Source organism: Mesorhizobium sp. CA10 (genome assembly GCF_020165285.1).
Classification (GTDB): domain Bacteria; phylum Pseudomonadota; class Alphaproteobacteria; order Rhizobiales; family Rhizobiaceae; genus Mesorhizobium.
Genome location: NZ_JAIUHV010000011.1, coordinates 24,151 through 39,843, shown reverse-complemented (window position 1 = coordinate 39,843; position 15,693 = coordinate 24,151). Strand labels below are relative to the sequence as shown.

Sequence of the window (15,693 nt, the reverse complement as noted above, 5' to 3'; positions counted from 1 at the left end):
CAAGCTTCTACACACGGCTACCGTTTCCTGGCGCGGGTCATCCGCTTCACAGAAGGGTGACCCCTCTACTTTCTTGTCCTGATGCAATTCCTGTCGGAAACCGCTCGCAGCTTTCCCGGAACTGTTCCGAAAGGCCCGGCTTCGGCCTCCGGCGGTGACGCCGGGCTCACGAAAAATTAACGCAAGCAGTCCTTATCTGCTATGAAGTACAGGCCGTCTCGCCGAATTCCTTTCGATTTTGCGCGCGGCAGCTGTCACATTTTTGCAGTTTTCCTCCGCTTGTGCTTGCTTGTAGGTGCCGGCATACCACCTATAGGCGGTGTTTGGGCGGGCAAAGGTCCATTAGAAAAGTCATGTTGGCGCGATCTGACGAAACGAGCGATGCCGGTGAGGCATCGGCTCCCGCGAACCAAGGCGGCACGCGTGGCGATGCGTTCAACCGCGCCCGGCGGCACTCGCGCCGCGTCCGCGTGCTGAAATTTGCGGTACCGCTGCTCGCGGTCGCGATCGCCGTCGCCTTTCCGGTCTATTCCTACCTCAAAGCGCCGCTGTCGGTATCGGTGCAGGCCGACGGCACGGCGTTTTCCGATGGCAAGCTGGTGATGGCCAATCCGAAGCTCAACGGCTTCACCAAGCAGAAGCTGCCATATTCGCTGACGGCGACCAGGGCGACGCAGGATGTTGGCCAGCAGGCCGTCATCGACCTCGAAGGCATCAACGCCAGACTGCCCGTCGCCACTGACAACATCGTCTCGGTGGATGCCGCGCACGGTATCTACAATCGCGACGCCAACACGATGGATCTGACCAGCGACGTCAGCGTGACGACGACCGACGGCCTGATGGCGAAGTTCAAATCGATCTTCCTAGACATGGGCAAAGGCTCTATGAAGACGAGCAATCCGGTCGACGTCAGCCGTGGGGGGTCGCGCATCACCGCGGACTCGATGTCGGTCGAGGACAATGGCAGGCTCGTGGTCTTCGAGAGCCGGGTTCGCGTCAACATAGATCCAACTGCGCTGAAGGCAGCGGGGGTAAACGGTGGAGAACAGAATGCGTCGCAGTAAATCCGCATGGCTTCCGGGCGCTGCTTCCGCATTGCTGTTTTTGGCAACGGCGCATTCGTTCGCGCAATCGAGCGCGACCAGCCAGATTCCCGGGCTCAAGCTGTCGGGTGACCAGCCGATCCAGATCGAAAGCGACAAGCTCGAGGTCCGCCAGGCCGACAGCATGGCCGTGTTCAGCGGCAATGTGACGGTCAATCAGGGGCCGACCCTGCTCAAGGCCGGCAAGATGACGGTCTACTATGTCAAGGATGCCAATGCCGGCAAAAGTGCCGCAGCAGGCGCATCGGCGATGACGGGCGCCGCCAATATCGACCATCTCGAGGTCGAGAACAAAGTCTACATCAAATCGAACGACCAGATCGCCACCGGCGACACCGGCAAATTCGACATGAAGACGCAGGTGCTGGTGCTTTCCGGCAAGGAAGTGGTGCTGTCGCAGGGCGACAATGTGCTCAAGGGCTGCAAGCTCACCGTGCAGATGAAGAGCGGCCTCGGCAATGTCGAAGGCTGTCCTCGCGTCATCATGATGTTCAAGCCGCAGAAACAGGACGCGCAGCAGGGAGCGTCGAGCAAGTAATGGCCGGCGTGACTTCGCTGCTGGCCCGTCTCCCGGGACGGGCAGCCGCACAACCCGCTGCGCCGGCGACGGTCGGCGCCGACAAGGCGAAGTTCAAGGGCACCCTGATCGCCAAGGGGCTGACCAAGAGCTACAAGGGCCGCAAGGTGGTGAGCGGTGTGACGCTCGGCGTGCGCGCCGGTGAGGCTGTCGGCCTGCTCGGCCCCAACGGCGCTGGCAAGACCACCTGTTTCTACATGGTCACCGGCCTTGTTCCCGTCGACGAAGGTTCGATCGAGATCGACGGCTTTGATGTCACCTCAATGCCGATGTACCGGCGGGCCCGCCTCGGCATCGGCTATCTGCCGCAGGAAGCGTCGATCTTCCGCGGCCTGAATGTCGAGCAGAACATCCGGGCCGTGCTGGAGGTGGTGGAAAAGAGCCGCAAGGAACGCGAGCGCACGCTCGACGAGCTGCTCGAGGAGTTTCACATCAGCCATCTGCGCAAGGCGCCGTCCATGTCGCTGTCGGGCGGCGAACGGCGTCGCCTCGAAATCGCGCGGGCGCTGGCGACGCGGCCTGCCTATATGCTGCTCGACGAGCCCTTCGCCGGCATCGATCCGATCGCCGTCGCCGACATCCAACAGCTCGTTCGCCACCTCACGGCGCGCGGCATCGGCGTCTTGATCACCGACCACAATGTGCGCGAGACGCTCGGCCTGATCGACCGCGCCTACATCATCCATGCCGGTCAGGTGCTGACGCATGGCCGCGCCGACGAGATCGTCGCCAACGCCGATGTGCGGCGTCTCTATCTCGGCGAGGGTTTCACGCTCTGACTGCGGGTTTCGACGCGGTTCGATGGCCGCGTCACGGCTTTCGGTCATTTTAGCGCTCGATAACGCTCCGGTAAGCCGCAACTGCTAGCGTTTTGCTTGACAAGCAAAAGCCGGGCCAGTTTCTATGCCCGACCGAAAAACAGTCGACGCGTAGACGAGGCGTTTGAAGTCCATCATGGCGCTGGCAGCCAAACTGCAGCTCAGACAATCCCAGTCGCTGGTGATGACGCCGCAGCTGATGCAGTCGATCCGGCTGCTGCAGCTCACCCATGTCGAGCTCGAGCGCTTCATCGACGAGGAGATCGAGCGCAATCCGCTGCTGGAACGGGCCGAGCCGCAGGACGATGCCGCCGGCGATCTATCCCAGAAAGGCGAGACATCGCCGGAAAAGGACAGAGAAGGCGACTGGTTCGAGGGCGAGATGGAGTGGAGCGCGGAAGCGATCTCGCAAAAGCTCGATTCTTCCCTGGAGAACCTGTTTCCAGACGACCCAGGCACCAGCGAGAGGCTGGGGCCGGATCTCACGGCGCAATGGAAGTCGGCCGCCGGGGGCGGCGCGGGCGCAGCATCGTCCGAGGGGTTCGACGTCGGCGACATGGCCGCGGCCGCCATCACGCTGCGCGAACATGTCGGCGAGCAGATCGCGCTTGCCTCCTTGAGCCCCGGCGAACGCCTTATCGCGGGTGAGCTAGCCGAAGGGCTCGACGAAGCCGGGTACCTGCGCACCGAACTCGACGAGATCGCGGTTCGGCTCGGCACGGACGGCGCGGCGGTGGCGCGGGTGCTTGGCGTGTGCCAGACCTTCGAGCCAGCAGGACTTTTCGCGCGCGACCTTGCCGAGTGCCTGTCGCTGCAACTGGCGGTGCGCGACCGGCTCGATCCGGCGATGAAGGCGCTGGTCGCCAACCTCGAGCTTCTGGCGCGGCGGGATTTCCAGTCGCTGAAACGCATCTGCGGCGTCGACGAGGAAGACCTGCTCGACATGCTGGCCGAGATCCGCGCGCTCGATCCGCGGCCCGGCCTGGCGTTTTCGGGCGGCGCGAGCGACGCGATCGTCGCCGATGTCGAGGTGCGCGCCGCCAATGACGGCAGCTGGGCGGTGGAGCTCAATGCCGATACGCTGCCTCGCGTGCTGGTGGACAATGTCTATTTCGCCCGCATTTCGAGCCATGCCAAGGACCAGGCGGAAAAAGAGTTTCTCGCCGAATGCCTGCAGAACGCCAACTGGCTGACGCGCAGCCTCGATCAACGGGCCAAGACCATTCTCAAGGTGGCGTCCGAGATCGTGCGGCAACAGGACGCTTTCCTCGTCCATGGCGTGCGCCATCTCAAGCCGCTCAACCTGCGTACGGTGGCCGACGCCATCGGCATGCATGAATCGACGGTCAGCCGCGTCACCGCCAACAAATATATGCTGACGCCGCGCGGCGTCTTCGAGCTGCGCTATTTCTTCACCGCGTCGATTGCCTCCGCGGAAGGCGGCGAAGCGCATTCGTCCGAGGCCGTGCGCGACCGCATCAAGCAGATGATCGACGAGGAAAAGCCCATCGACGTGCTTTCCGACGACGCCATCGTCGACATGCTCAAGGAAAGTGGGGTCGACATCGCGCGCCGCACCGTCGCGAAATATCGCGAAGGCATGAACATTCCCTCGTCGGTGCAGCGGCGGCGGGAGAAGCGGGCGCTCGCGAACGCCGGCCGCTAGGCCGATGCGAATCTCGACAAGTCCTGGCCGGTGCGAGACGGTGCTGATTTCCCACAATTCCCGAGTTTCATTGACAAGCCGCAATGAAGTGTCTAGAAGCCCGCCCGCATGGAGCAGGGCGGTGATGCCCGCTAGCGAATGGGTCCGTCAGACACGGCCATGGACGGCCAAGAAGGCGACTTGTGATCAACCGGAAAGTTCGGGTCTAAAATCGGCGCGCATGCCGCTGCAAAGCTTGTGCGCGCGCACCACGGGTATAAACTCGGGAACAGTTTGAAGCCTGAGCAAGGAAGGTCAGTTTTCAGATGAATCTACGCATTTCGGGAAAACACATGGACATCGGCGATGCGTTCCGCACACGCATCAACGACCGGGTCGGCGAGGCGATCGAGAAATATTTCGATCGGGGTTTTTCAGGACATGTCACGGTCATCAAATCGGGGTCGCGTTTCTCCGCCGACTGCATGGTCCGGCTCGATTCCGGCGCTTCTTTGCAGGCGACCGGCGACGCCCAGGACCCGACGCTTGCCTTCGAGGCGGCGGCCGACCGCCTGGAAACGCGGCTGCGGCGCTACAAGCGCCGGCTGAAGTCGCGTAACACCGGCAACGGCAATGGCGAAGAGCCGACCGACATCGCCTACACCGTGATGGCTCCCCTCACCGATGACGAGGAAGACATTCCGGAGGACTTCGCTCCGGTCATCGTCGCCGAATCAAGCTTGACGCTGCGGACCATGTCGGTGGCTTCGGCGGTCATCGAACTCGACAACAGCGACAGCCCGGTCTTCCTGTTCCGCAACGCCGGAACCGACCATCTCAACATCGTCTACCGCCGGCCGGATGGCAACATCGGCTGGATCGATCCGTCGACGACCAAAGTCGCGCAAGGATAAAAAGCCAGCCGCGCAAGGGGGCGACGACTGGCGCGGCAGGCGAGCAAGGGATTTTTCAAGCATGGATCTCAGCGATCTCATCAGCGTTCCGGCGATCATGCCGGCGTTGAAGGCGAATTCCAAAAAGCAGCTTCTGCAATTGCTGTCGGAGAGGGCGGCGGCGATTTCGGGGATTCCGGAGCGAGAGGTGTTCGACACCATCCTGCAGCGCGAGCGGCTGGGCTCGACCGGCGTCGGCAACGGCATCGCCATTCCGCACGGCAAGCTCGCCGGCGTGAAGCGAATCGCCGGCGTCTTCGCCCGGCTGGAAACGCCGGTCGATTTCGAGGCGCTGGACGACCAGCCGGTCGACCTGGTGTTTTTGCTGCTTGCGCCGGAAGGCGCCGGCGCCGACCATCTCAAGGCGCTGTCGCGCATCGCGCGCGTGCTGCGCGATGCCGACACGGTGGCCAAGATCAGGGGAACGCGCGACGCGGTGGCGATCCACGCGCTCTTGTCTGATACGCAGGCCTCGCACGCGGCCTGACGTTTTGGGATCGAACCTGGTTTTTGGGATGAAACCCTAGAGGGGCCGCCGGGAGCGGCCCTTTCCATTTCAGGCTGCCAGCAATCGCCTTAGTGAATGGCGACAGTGGTCAGGTCGTTCTCCAACGCACCCGCCAGTGCCCGGTCACGGGCGTCGGAAAGCAGAATCGGCTGGCCGTTGGCGGCAAACAGCGCCCACAGCTCCAGGCCGGGCGCGATCTCGCCGAGGCCGGGGAAGCGGCCGCGCAGGTCGTCGCTCGACACTTTCCTGAGATAAGCGACCGAACCTTCGCCGAGATGGGCGAGTTCGCCGCTGGTCATGGTGATCGTTTCGTCAGTTCTGGTCATTTCAAGCCTCCTTGGCGCGAGGACGCCAGGATCGGCCGCCTCGCATAGAGCCATCGGCAAAGGTCAGTCTTTCACCGATATGTTTATTTTCCGTACCATCCGCTCGGACTCCGGCCGATCGAGATCGATCGACAGCAGACCGTTCTTCAGTTCTGCCGCGATCACCCGCATGCCGTCGGCCAGCACGAAGCAGCGCTGGAACTGGCGCGCGGCGATGCCGCGGTGCAGGAATTCGCGCTCGGTGTCGTCGGTCTGACGACCGCGCACGATCAGCTGGTTTTCCTCCGTGGTGACATCGAGGTCGCTTTCTGCAAAACCGGCAACCGCCAGCGTGATGCGCAGCCTTTCGGCCTTGCCGTCGGCGGCATTGAGGCGCTCGATATTGTACGGAGGATAGCTGTCGCCGGACTTCGCCAGACGCTCAAGCGTCTTTTCCATGGCATCAAAACCCAGGAGAAGCGGGCTGGAGAAAGGCGTCATTCGACTCATTGTTACACTGTCCTCTGAAGAGCGACACAAACTGGAAAAACCCGGATGGCATTTTTCCCGATGGTCTTGATATGGTCCGTCGCGCGATCAAGTTCAAGCCGCCAAATCAGGATGGCGTTTCGTCGAACCGTCATCTTCATCCAGCCTTTCATTGGAGCATGATTTCGTCCGAAAACCGGTTCCCACCTTTCGGGAACCATGCTCTAAAACCCGCCCAAAAAGACTTCCCAAAAGGAATTGAAATGCCCCAGTCCAGAAAGATCATCATCGACACGGATCCCGGCCAGGACGATGCCGTCGCCATATTGCTGGCGCTCGGCAGTTCCGAGCTGGAGATCGTCGGCATCACCGCGGTAGCCGGCAACGTGCCGCTGAGTCTGACCCAGAACAACGCCCGCAAGATATGCGAGCTGGCGGGCCGGCCCGACATCAAGGTCTATGCCGGCGCCATCCGGCCGCTGGCGCGCGAACTCGTCACCGCCGAGGAAGTGCATGGCAAGACCGGCCTGAACGGCCCGCAGCTGCCCGAGCCGACCATGCCGTTGCAGGAACAATATGCCGTCGATTTCATCGTCGAGACGCTGATGCGCGAGGAAAGCGGCACCATCACGCTCTGCCCGCTCGGACCGCTCACCAACATCGCGCTGGCGCTGATCCGCGAGCCCAGGATCGCGCCGCGGATCAAGGAAATCGTCTTGATGGGCGGCGGCTTCTTCGAGGGCGGCAATGTCACGCCGGCCGCCGAATTCAATATCTATGTCGACCCGCAGGCCGCCGATCTGGTGTTCAAGTCGGGCATTCCGATCGTGATGATGCCGCTCGACGTCACCCACCAGGCGCTGACCACGTCCGAGCGCATCCAGGCCTTCCGCAAGCTCGGCACCAAGGTCGGCACCGCGACCGCCGAGATGCTGGAGTTCTTCGAGCGCTATGACGAGGAAAAATACGGCACCGATGGCGGGCCGCTGCACGATCCGTGCGTGATCGCCTATCTCGTCAAGCCGGAGCTGTTCAAGGGCCGCCACTGCAATGTCAGCGTCGAGACGACCTCCGAGCTCACCATGGGCATGACGGTGATCGACTGGTGGGGCGTCACCAAGCGCAAAAAGAACGCCATGGTGATGCGCGACATCGACCATGACGGCTTCTTTGCGCTGCTGGTGGAGAGGCTCGGGCGGCTTTAGCGCCTTTCCTTCCCCCCTTGTGGGGGAAGGTGGATCGGCGCGAAGCGCCGAGACGGATGAGGGGTGCTCCAGCGGAGTGAGACGTCGGCATTCCCTGGAACACCCCTCATCCGTCGCCTTCGGCGACACCTTCTCCCACAAGGGGAGAAGGTGAGGTGCTATTTCGCCTTCGAGAACGCCAGCCACAGTCCGCCGCCGACCAGGAAGCTGCCGCTGATGCGCGACATCAGCTTGACGCGGCTGGCCGACAGAACGCGCCCGGCGCGGCCCGCGGCAAGGGCATAGGTCGAATCCGACATGGCGGCGAAGATCATCGCTGTCAGGCCCATGACGACGATCTGCAGCGAATAGTCGCCCTGCGGGGCGATGAACTGCGGGAAGAAAGCGCCGAAGAACACCAAGGTCTTCGGATTGCTGATCGCCACCAGAAAACCCTGCAGGAAGAAGCCGCCGCGCGGCTTTTTGGCCGAGCCGTCGGGGTTCAGCGCGCTTTTGGAGCGAAACATCTGCACGCCCATCCAGATGAGATAAGCGGCGCCGAGCAGCCGCACCCATTCGAACCAGAGGCCCATGCCGGCGATCAGCGTGTTGAGGCCGATGCCGACGATGGCGATCATGATGGCAAGGCCGGCCTGGGTGCCGGCGACGTTGGCCAAGCCCGCGCGCGAACCATGGCGGATGCTGTTGGCGATGATCAGCGTGACCGTGGGACCCGGCACCAGGATGATGACGATGCAGGCGACGACGTAGGTGGCGTAGAGTTCCAGCGACATGATTTCCCTCGAACAGGACAGCGCCGACTTGGGCGGAGCGCGATCAATGCACGGGATCGACGCCGGCGCAAGCTGGCCGGGCAGGGCGGCCCGTCACGCGGCCCCCGCCGCCCATGGCAGTGTCGCCTCATAGGCGGCGCCGGCCTTGAGCACGGCGAGATCGCCGCGCGGGCGGCCGATCAACTGCATGCCCATCGGCCGGCCCTTCTCGTCGAAGCCGGCCGGCACGTTGAGCGCCGGGCAACCGCCCAGCGTGGCGAAAGCGGAGACCTGCATCCAGCGGTGATAGCTGTCCATGGCCCGCCCCGCGACCTCGCGCGGCCAGTGGGTGGTCACGTCGAAGGGGAAGACCTGAGCGGTGGGCAGCGCGATCAGGTCGAAGCGCTCGAACAGCGCAAGCAGCGTCCTGTGCCAGGAGGTGCGCCGGACGGTCGCGGCATGGATCTGCGGGGCGGTCAGGCGCATCGCCTGCTCCACTTCCCAGATAGCCTCAGGCTTCAGAAGCCCGCGTTTTGCCGGATCATCGTAATGCGCCTTCAGCCCGCAGCCGCTGCTCGCCTGGCGCAAGGTGACAAAAGCCTGCCACAGCGCCTCGAAATCGACACCCGGAACCAAGGCCTCGCTGTGGAAGGAAGCATCGGCGAAGCGGGCAAGCGCGGCCTCGCAAAGGTCGAGCACGCCCGGCTCCGTCGGCAGGTGGCCGCCGAGGTCGCCCAACCAGGCGATGCGGCCGCCTGACGCTTTGGCGCGCAAACCTTCAAGGAACGAGCCCGTCTTGTCGTGCGAAAGCGGTGCATGCGGGTGATAGCCGGCCTGCTCATCAAGCAGCAGCGCGATGTCGCGAATGTTGCGGCCCATCGGCCCTTCGACGCCCATCTGAGAATGAAAGACATCGACGTCCGGGCCGGCAGGCACAAGACCCTGCGACGGACGGAAACCGTAAACATTGTTGTAAGCCGCCGGATTGCGCAGCGAGCCGCCGAAGTCGCTGCCGTCGGCGACCGGCACCATGTCGAGCGCCAGCGCCACAGCCGCGCCGCCGCTCGAGCCGCCGGCGGTCAGCGCCGGGTCGAAGGCGTTGAGCGTCGGCCCGAAAACCGGATTGTAGGTGTTGGAGCCCAGGCCGAATTCCGGAACATTGGTCTTGCCGATGATGATAGCGCCGGCTTTGCGGATGCGCTCGACGAAGAAGTCGTCCGTGTCGGGAATGAAATCGGCAAAGATCGGCGAGCCGAAGGTGGTTCTGAGCCCCTTGGTCTGGGCAAGGTCCTTGATGGCGATGGGCAGGCCGTACAGCGATCCGGCCTCGCCGCCTTGCGCCAGATTGGCATCGGCCCTGTCGGCCTCGGCAAGGACATCGGCGCGCTCGCGCAGCGAGACGATGGCGTTGACCAGCGGGTTCACCGCCTCGATGCGGTCGAGGAAGGCGCCGGCCACCTCGCGCACCGACAAACGGCGCTGCCTGATCTCGCCTGCGAGCTCGACGGCGGAAAGGCGGCAGATATCGCCGGCCGGCGGCACTGCGTGCTTCGTTATCGGACGCATGGCCGCTACCGCGCCGCCGCCAAAGCCGCGTCGACATCCTTGGCCAGCGGGATCGCCGGTTGCGCCCCTGGCTTCAGGCAGGCGAGCGACCCGGCCGCGGCGGCGCGGGTGAGCGCATCCTGAAGTGAGAGACCGGACGATAGGCCGGCGCCGAAATAGCCGCAAAACGTATCGCCGGCGCCGACCGTATCGACCGGGGTGATCTTCAGCGCCGGAACGGCAAGGAAATCGCCCGGTGTGGCGGCCAGCACCCCGTCGCCGCCGAGCGTGACGACGATGATGCGGCCCGTCTTTTTGGCATAGTCGCGCATGCGGGCCGGGCGGTCGCGCCCCGAAAGCGCGAGCGCCTCGCCATAGAGATCGAACTCGGTTTCGTTGGCGACGGCATAGTCGGCCTTGCCGAGGAGGCCGGCGGCTTCGGCACGGAACGGGGCGGTGTTGAGCACGCTGACGGCGCCCGCCGCGCGCGCCGCGTCGAGTGTGGCCTCGACCGTCTGCAACGGGATCTCGTGCTGCAAGAGCACGACGTCGCCTTTCCTGAGATAGGCCTTGGCGACATCGCCCGGCACCACCGAATCATTGGCGCCCGCCACGACGGCGATGACGTTTTCCCCGTCGCCGCCGACCAGGATCAACGCCGTGCCGGTGGAGGCGAAGCTCTCGCCGACACCGGACAGATCGACAGCGCCAGCCTTGAGAAGGGCGAGTGCCTCGGCGGCAAAACTATCCTTGCCGACCGCGCCCACCATGCGCACTTGCGCGCCGGCGCGCGCCGCGGCCAGCGCCTGGTTGGCCCCCTTGCCGCCGGGCGCGGTGACGAAGCCGGAGCCGCGCACCGTCTCGCCGGGTTCCGGCAAGCGGTCGACATTGGCGATGAGGTCGAGGTTGATCGAACCGACAACGATAATCAAAAAACTGCCTCCCGGTGAAGCGGGTCAGCCTGTGCTGAAAGGCGGACCTGCTCCAAGACTTCTGCTTTCTTGCGCAATTCCAGGGGAAATACATGGCGTGTTTTTCCCCTGGAATTGCAGGCTGGGCGCGAAGCTAGCCGCAAAGCCCGCCGGTTGCCAGATCATGTCGTCGCTGGCGCGGTCTGGCCCACAGCATCATTCGCAACGGACAGTGACCTCCGCCTGGTAACTGCCCGCCGGGAAGATGCCCGGCGATTTCGTGGCAGTCAGATCGACCTGGATCGTATGGGTGCCGTTGGTCAGCTTTTGCGGCGAGCCGCCTGGGTTATCCAGCCCCGAGCCGTCGAGGCGGAAGACGGAGGCGAAAGAGACATCGGTGTCGCCGCCGCTCGGAGCCGAGGTGAAGGCGATCGGCGCCGGCGCGGAGACGGTATAGCAGTCTAGCAGGTTCAGGATCGAACACAGCGTCGAGTTCGCGATGATGGTGGCGCCGGCGCTCGACCCGCCCGCCTGCTTGGAACCGAATATATTGATAGAGGGGTTCGATTTCATCGTTCCCGAGGCACCGATCATGATGGTGCAGGTGCCGATGATCGCCGCCTGTGCCGGGAGACAGAAGCCGGCAAGCGCTGCCGTCGTAAGCAGCGCGCGGCTATTTCCTCTTCTTTTGCTTTTCATTGCCGGTCGTGCCTCTGATGCTCCAGCCTTCGTTGGCCCATCCTGCCGATGCGGCCGAGCGAGCCGCGGGAGCCTCGGAAGCCGTGGCAGCGGCGCCCGTCGTGCTCCCCGTTGTCTGACCATCGGCGCCAAGGCCCATTTTCAGGAGCTTCAATTCAAGCTGCAGGCGCTCGACTTCCAGCTCGTAGAGGCGGCTGCAATCGACGCGTTTCGGCGTCCGCCCGATCGGGATCACCACGCGGCCGTATGTTGCGATGTCGCTATTGGCCTGATTGCTGCTGTTGTTGCCCCGGATGACGCCGAGGTCGAGATAGGCGCCGCTGCCGGAGACGGCTGAGCGGCAGGTCGTGCCGTCGCTGGCATGAACCTCGTCCTGGCCCTGAGGCAGGCTGACGCCGGGCAGACTGAAACCGGTCTGGTTCTGATTCAGGTTCAGGATGTCCTCGGCAAGCCCCTGACTTGCGACAGCCAAGGCGGACAGCAGGGACAAGGTCAGAACCTGCGATGCCCGAAAAACTTTCCGCATATCTGTGCCCTTATCTGGGTCTGCTCGCTTGGAAAGGGGATACTCTCGGTACAGATACGCACCTTACGCTCGTTCCCGCCGTCGAACGGGACGACCACCAGAACCGCACGCGACGCCTGGCCGGCCAGAAGGAAGGCGCTTGGCGTGATCTTGGCGTCGACCGGCTGGAAATCCTGGTCATAGACATGAACCTCGACACGTATGCGCTGGTTATACGGGTTGCCTGGGAAGACACGAACGGCGAAGGCATCCGCGAAGGATCGCACCTCACCCCGCATCGGCGTCATCGACTGGCCGGTCGCGGCGATGGGAAACAGCACGGCAGTCAGGCCCGCCGCCAGAATTGCAATCGTTCTCAAGGATCACTCCCTTCGCGACAAGACTATTCGCAGCGCAGCGTCACCGTTGCTTGGTAGTTGCCGGCGGAGAAGCGGTTCGTGCCGCTCTTGGTGCCGGAAAGATTGACGGCGACCGTGGATGTGCCTGGCACCGTCAGGGCCGTCGCAGTGCCGGTTTCCGCAATCGTCTGGGCGCCGGAAGTGGCGAAGGTGGGGGTCCATGTCGTCGCCGTAACGTCCGAAGCCGGCACGGTCGTCGTGGTTACCGGGTCTACGCTGAGCGAGACGCCGCCCGTGGTATCGACCTGAGCGCTGCCGGCTGAGCCGCCGGCATTATGCGAGCTCAGCGACTGAAGATTGCTGCTGACGGTCATCGTACCGTTGGAGTTGATCGTGACCGTGCAGGTCGCGGTGATCGTACCATTGAACAGCACATTTCCGGTGGTGGCGGCCGATGCTGCCTGGCCGCCGCAGGCGGCGAGCACGCTCGCAGCCATGACGGCGCGAAAGAACTTCATTGAGACCCCGCTTTCGAGCCGGATAATGCGGCTCAATGTAGGGTTATCTTCTCTTATCGTGGTTAATTTAGCGTTAAGTGAAATAACAACGGAAAGCAACTTCAAAGAAAGCGGCGATAACCGAAGGTTGTCGCCGGTTGCATTTCATGAACAAGGCTGTTTATTTGTTTGGCTTGTGCCGCTTTATATTTGATGCGCGGTTTTTCGCAAGGAGGCGCGAAAAAATCGATTGTTTTTCAGGACGTCACTTGTCCCGCTTCCCAACCGAGGATGGCGCGCTTGCGCGTCAGGCCCCAGTGATAGCCGGTGAGCGCGCCGGACTTGCCCAACGCCCGGTGGCAGGGCACCACGAACGACATCGGGTTGGCGCCCACCGCCGCGCCCACGGCCCGGCTCGCGCTTGGCGCGCCGATGCTTGCCGCGATCGAGGAATAGGTGCAGGCCCTACCCATCGGGATGCGCAGCAATGCTTCCCAGACGCGAAGCTGGAAATCAGTGCCTATCATCACCACGCGCAGCGGCTGGTCGGCGCGCCATTGCGTCGGGTCGAAGACCCGCGCGGCGTAAGCCTGGGTGGCGGACATGTCCTCGACGTAAGTCGCGTTCGGCCAGCGGCCGGACATGTCGGCGAAGGCAGCCCGCTCGCCGCCGGCGTCACAGAAGGCGAGGCCCGCCAGGCCCCGGTCGGTGACCATGATGAGCGCGATGCCGAAAGGCGAGATGTGATAGCCGTAGCGGATGGTGAGACCCGCGCCCCGGGTCTTATAGTCGCCGGGCGACATCGCCTCATGGGTGACGAAGAGGTCGTGCAGCCGGCCGGGACCGGACATACCGAGTTCGAACGAGGTCTCCAGGAGCGGCATGCCTGAATCCAGCAGCCTGCGCGCATGGTCGAGCGTCACCGCCTGCAGGAAGGCCTTGGGCGACAGGCCGGCCCAGCGCGTGAACAGCTTTTGCAGGCCGGTCGGCGTCTCGCCGACTTCCTCGGCCAGCACCTCCAGCGAGGGCTGGTCGCGATAGTCGAGGCTGATCTTCTCGATGGCGCGGCGCACGACGTCATAGTCGCTGCCTTCCGGCGTGATGTCATTCTCAAGGATCGCGGTTGGTTTCATCCGCGTATTCATGGTCATCTGAGCGTTCATGGCAATATCTCCTTGACCGCGAATATCGGTCCTCCAGAGCTTTGCCACCACCCGAAACTTGCCTTCCCGCCATCCGCACCCAGATAGAGTCAGCTTCGGGCCGAAGAGGGTGATCATGGCCGTCGAAAAGGTTGATCTGACCGGGGCAAGGGAGACCTTGCTGATGACGCTCTACGGCAAGGCGCTGGAGAGCCGGCTGCCCAATTCGCTGCTCCAGGATCGCTTTGCCGACGAGGCGGTGCGCAGGATCGACTATGATTTCTCGAGGCTCAAGGTCGGCGGCAATCTCGGGCTGGGATTTGCAATCAGGGCGAAGACACTGGACGTATCAGCGCGTCTTGGCGGTCGCCAGCGCGCGCGAAAAGGCGGTGGCAAAACTTTCGCGGTCGTCGGGATTGAGGAAGCCGCCAATCGCGACACTCTTGCCTTGCGCCTCGACGGCCATCTTGGTGATGCCGATCTCGCTGTGGCGGGCGATCGAGAACCGCGTCCAGAACGGGTTAAAGCGATGGTTTTCCGAGCGGCCGGAAGGCGCTGTCTTGCGAATGTCGAGACTGGTGCGCGAGACCGAGATTTCCTCACGGGCGCGCGCAGCCCGGTAATTGGCGCGGAAAGCGATGTAGACGGCGACCACGTCGAGGCCGAAGAAGCCAAACACCGGCCAGGCGCCATGCGCCAGGAAGAACGCGCCGGTGACCGCCCAGCCGAACAGAAGCGCTCCCATCAGGATCAGGAAGCCGGTGCGGCCGAGCGAGCGGTGCGGCGTCAGCAAGGCCTGGAAAAATGGCTCGTCGGCCTGGAACGAGGCGTTTGTGTCGCTCATGAGGGAATATTATAGGAGGGAAATGGCGCCTCCCAAGTCGAAAAAATCCGCAGCTGTCAAAAAACCTCAGCCCGCTATCCCGGGCGGCGGACGGGCGCCTGGTCGACGGCCGCGAAAAGCCGCCACGCGGTCGCTCTACAGCCCCGCCGAGGTGCATGAGATATTCCGGCGCTTTTCCGTGCAGCGGCCTGAGCCGAAAGGCGAGCTCGACTATGTCAACGCCTTCACCCTGCTGGTCGCGGTGGTGCTGTCGGCGCAAGCGACGGACGCCGGCGTCAACAAGGCGACGAAGGCGCTGTTCGCCGCGGCCGACACACCGGCCAAGATGCTGGCATTGGGCGAGGCCAAGGTCGGCGACTATATCCGCACCATCGGTCTGTGGCGCAACAAGGCCAAGAACGTGATCGCGCTGTCCAAGGCGCTGATCGACGATTATGCAGGCCAGGTGCCGCCGGATCGCGACGAGCTGGTGAAGCTGCCGGGCGTCGGGCGCAAGACCGCCAATGTCGTGCTCAACGTCGCCTTCGGCCAGCATACCATGGCGGTCGACACGCATATCTTCCGCATCGGCAACCGTATCGGGCTGGCGCCCGGCAAGACGCCGGATCAAGTCGAACAGGGGCTGCTCAAGGTCATCCCCGCCGAATATATGCGCCATGCGCATCACTGGCTGATCCTGCATGGCCGCTATGTCTGCAAGGCGCGCAAGCCCGATTGCCCGGTCTGCGTCATCGCCGACATCTGCAAATCGAAGGAAAAGACCACCGACGTGCCCGCCCCGCTGGTGCCGATCGCGCCGCTGGATGAGACGTTTCCGGTCGAGGCCTAGGGTG

Annotated in this window: 19 protein-coding genes; 8 read left to right on the top strand and 11 right to left on the bottom strand. The window is 63.6% G+C overall.

The genetic code is table 11. From position 1 onward, the window contains the following. Positions 1 to 353: 353 nt before the first annotated feature. From lptC to ptsN, 6 genes are all read left to right on the top strand, one after another. On the top strand, positions 354 to 1,067 hold the full coding sequence (gene lptC / locus LB535_RS21700) for an LPS export ABC transporter periplasmic protein LptC (RefSeq protein WP_140710212.1): 714 nt from the start codon (positions 354 to 356) through the stop codon (positions 1,065 to 1,067). Beyond that, a complete protein-coding gene (locus LB535_RS21695; RefSeq protein ID WP_095769265.1) occupies positions 1,054 to 1,644 on the top strand; it encodes an LptA/OstA family protein in 591 nt (196 codons plus the stop codon). The genes lptC and LB535_RS21695 overlap by 14 nt, the downstream gene beginning before the upstream one ends. After that, complete coding sequence (lptB, locus tag LB535_RS21690; protein WP_095769266.1) at positions 1,644 to 2,462, top strand: LPS export ABC transporter ATP-binding protein; 819 nt, start codon at positions 1,644 to 1,646, stop codon at positions 2,460 to 2,462. The genes LB535_RS21695 and lptB overlap by 1 nt, the downstream gene beginning before the upstream one ends. Before the next feature lie 175 nt (positions 2,463 to 2,637). Continuing rightward, a complete protein-coding gene (rpoN, locus tag LB535_RS21685; protein ID WP_224633631.1) occupies positions 2,638 to 4,167 on the top strand; it encodes an RNA polymerase factor sigma-54 in 1,530 nt (509 codons plus the stop codon). A 305-nt stretch (positions 4,168 to 4,472) separates the two neighbouring features. Further along, on the top strand, positions 4,473 to 5,060 hold the full coding sequence (gene hpf, locus LB535_RS21680; protein ID WP_095769268.1) for a ribosome hibernation-promoting factor, HPF/YfiA family: 588 nt from the start codon (positions 4,473 to 4,475) through the stop codon (positions 5,058 to 5,060). Positions 5,061 to 5,121: 61 nt separating this feature from the next. After that, entirely contained in the window at positions 5,122 to 5,586 is a 465-nt protein-coding gene (gene ptsN, locus LB535_RS21675; RefSeq protein WP_042641064.1) for a PTS IIA-like nitrogen regulatory protein PtsN, read from the top strand. Positions 5,587 to 5,675: 89 nt separating this feature from the next. Here ptsN and LB535_RS21670 read toward each other — a convergent pair whose 3' ends face one another. Then, positions 5,676 to 5,933, bottom strand: coding sequence for a DUF1150 family protein (locus LB535_RS21670; RefSeq protein ID WP_036257920.1), 258 nt, complete (start codon positions 5,931 to 5,933; stop codon positions 5,676 to 5,678). A 63-nt stretch (positions 5,934 to 5,996) separates the two neighbouring features. Further along, positions 5,997 to 6,422 carry an Hsp20 family protein gene (locus LB535_RS21665; protein WP_095769269.1) on the bottom strand — a complete coding sequence of 142 codons (426 nt, stop codon included), beginning with the start codon at positions 6,420 to 6,422 and terminating at the stop codon, positions 5,997 to 5,999. Positions 6,423 to 6,664: 242 nt separating this feature from the next. Here LB535_RS21665 and LB535_RS21660 point away from each other — a divergent pair, with 242 nt between their 5' ends. Further along, positions 6,665 to 7,606 carry a nucleoside hydrolase gene (locus LB535_RS21660; protein ID WP_224633630.1) on the top strand — a complete coding sequence of 314 codons (942 nt, stop codon included), beginning with the start codon at positions 6,665 to 6,667 and terminating at the stop codon, positions 7,604 to 7,606. Between the two features lie 158 nt (positions 7,607 to 7,764). Here the strand turns inward: LB535_RS21660 and LB535_RS21655 are convergent, their stop codons facing one another. From LB535_RS21655 to LB535_RS21615, 9 genes are all read right to left on the bottom strand, one after another. Further along, positions 7,765 to 8,379, bottom strand: a complete 615-nt coding sequence (locus tag LB535_RS21655; RefSeq protein WP_224633629.1) for a LysE family translocator — start codon at positions 8,377 to 8,379, stop codon at positions 7,765 to 7,767. A 93-nt stretch (positions 8,380 to 8,472) separates the two neighbouring features. Then, entirely contained in the window at positions 8,473 to 9,924 is a 1,452-nt protein-coding gene (locus LB535_RS21650; RefSeq protein WP_224633628.1) for an amidase, read from the bottom strand. 5 nt (positions 9,925 to 9,929) lie between these two features. Then, positions 9,930 to 10,835: a ribokinase gene (locus LB535_RS21645; RefSeq protein ID WP_224633627.1), complete on the bottom strand. Its 906-nt coding sequence runs from the start codon at positions 10,833 to 10,835 to the stop codon at positions 9,930 to 9,932. 195 nt (positions 10,836 to 11,030) lie between these two features. Next, positions 11,031 to 11,513, bottom strand: coding sequence for a hypothetical protein (locus tag LB535_RS21640; RefSeq protein ID WP_224633626.1), 483 nt, complete (start codon positions 11,511 to 11,513; stop codon positions 11,031 to 11,033). Then, on the bottom strand, positions 11,488 to 12,039 hold the full coding sequence (locus LB535_RS21635) for a hypothetical protein (RefSeq protein WP_224633625.1): 552 nt from the start codon (positions 12,037 to 12,039) through the stop codon (positions 11,488 to 11,490). The genes LB535_RS21640 and LB535_RS21635 overlap by 26 nt, the downstream gene beginning before the upstream one ends. Continuing rightward, positions 12,006 to 12,398: a hypothetical protein gene (locus LB535_RS21630; RefSeq protein ID WP_263490882.1), complete on the bottom strand. Its 393-nt coding sequence runs from the start codon at positions 12,396 to 12,398 to the stop codon at positions 12,006 to 12,008. Before LB535_RS21630 ends, LB535_RS21635 begins: the two co-directional genes overlap by 34 nt. 23 nt (positions 12,399 to 12,421) lie before the next feature. Continuing rightward, a complete protein-coding gene (locus tag LB535_RS21625; protein WP_224548052.1) occupies positions 12,422 to 12,895 on the bottom strand; it encodes a hypothetical protein in 474 nt (157 codons plus the stop codon). A gap of 236 nt (positions 12,896 to 13,131) precedes the next feature. Then, entirely contained in the window at positions 13,132 to 14,037 is a 906-nt protein-coding gene (locus LB535_RS21620; protein ID WP_176477139.1) for a methylated-DNA--[protein]-cysteine S-methyltransferase, read from the bottom strand. Between the two features lie 328 nt (positions 14,038 to 14,365). Further along, the gene (locus tag LB535_RS21615; RefSeq protein WP_140636934.1) at positions 14,366 to 14,860 is read right to left on the bottom strand and encodes a DUF2244 domain-containing protein; all 495 of its coding nucleotides are present in this window, start codon (positions 14,858 to 14,860) and stop codon (positions 14,366 to 14,368) included. Positions 14,861 to 14,882: 22 nt separating this feature from the next. Here LB535_RS21615 and nth point away from each other — a divergent pair, with 22 nt between their 5' ends. After that, a complete protein-coding gene (gene nth / locus LB535_RS21610; protein ID WP_224633624.1) occupies positions 14,883 to 15,689 on the top strand; it encodes an endonuclease III in 807 nt (268 codons plus the stop codon). Positions 15,690 to 15,693: the final 4 nt, after the last annotated feature.

Coding starts and splice junctions, on each gene's coding strand:
- lptC (WP_140710212.1), top strand. CDS start 354: ATGTTGGCGCGATCTGACGAAACGAGCGATGCCGGTGAGGCATCGGCT.
- LB535_RS21695 (WP_095769265.1), top strand. CDS start 1,054: ATGCGTCGCAGTAAATCCGCATGGCTTCCGGGCGCTGCTTCCGCATTG.
- lptB (WP_095769266.1), top strand. CDS start 1,644: ATGGCCGGCGTGACTTCGCTGCTGGCCCGTCTCCCGGGACGGGCAGCC.
- rpoN (WP_224633631.1), top strand. CDS start 2,638: ATGGCGCTGGCAGCCAAACTGCAGCTCAGACAATCCCAGTCGCTGGTG.
- hpf (WP_095769268.1), top strand. CDS start 4,473: ATGAATCTACGCATTTCGGGAAAACACATGGACATCGGCGATGCGTTC.
- ptsN (WP_042641064.1), top strand. CDS start 5,122: ATGGATCTCAGCGATCTCATCAGCGTTCCGGCGATCATGCCGGCGTTG.
- LB535_RS21670 (WP_036257920.1), bottom strand. CDS start 5,933: ATGACCAGAACTGACGAAACGATCACCATGACCAGCGGCGAACTCGCC.
- LB535_RS21665 (WP_095769269.1), bottom strand. CDS start 6,422: ATGAGTCGAATGACGCCTTTCTCCAGCCCGCTTCTCCTGGGTTTTGAT.
- LB535_RS21660 (WP_224633630.1), top strand. CDS start 6,665: ATGCCCCAGTCCAGAAAGATCATCATCGACACGGATCCCGGCCAGGAC.
- LB535_RS21655 (WP_224633629.1), bottom strand. CDS start 8,379: ATGTCGCTGGAACTCTACGCCACCTACGTCGTCGCCTGCATCGTCATC.
- LB535_RS21650 (WP_224633628.1), bottom strand. CDS start 9,924: ATGCGTCCGATAACGAAGCACGCAGTGCCGCCGGCCGGCGATATCTGC.
- LB535_RS21640 (WP_224633626.1), bottom strand. CDS start 11,513: ATGAAAAGCAAAAGAAGAGGAAATAGCCGCGCGCTGCTTACGACGGCA.
- LB535_RS21635 (WP_224633625.1), bottom strand. CDS start 12,039: ATGCGGAAAGTTTTTCGGGCATCGCAGGTTCTGACCTTGTCCCTGCTG.
- LB535_RS21625 (WP_224548052.1), bottom strand. CDS start 12,895: ATGAAGTTCTTTCGCGCCGTCATGGCTGCGAGCGTGCTCGCCGCCTGC.
- LB535_RS21620 (WP_176477139.1), bottom strand. CDS start 14,037: ATGAACGCTCAGATGACCATGAATACGCGGATGAAACCAACCGCGATC.
- LB535_RS21615 (WP_140636934.1), bottom strand. CDS start 14,860: ATGAGCGACACAAACGCCTCGTTCCAGGCCGACGAGCCATTTTTCCAG.
- nth (WP_224633624.1), top strand. CDS start 14,883: ATGGCGCCTCCCAAGTCGAAAAAATCCGCAGCTGTCAAAAAACCTCAG.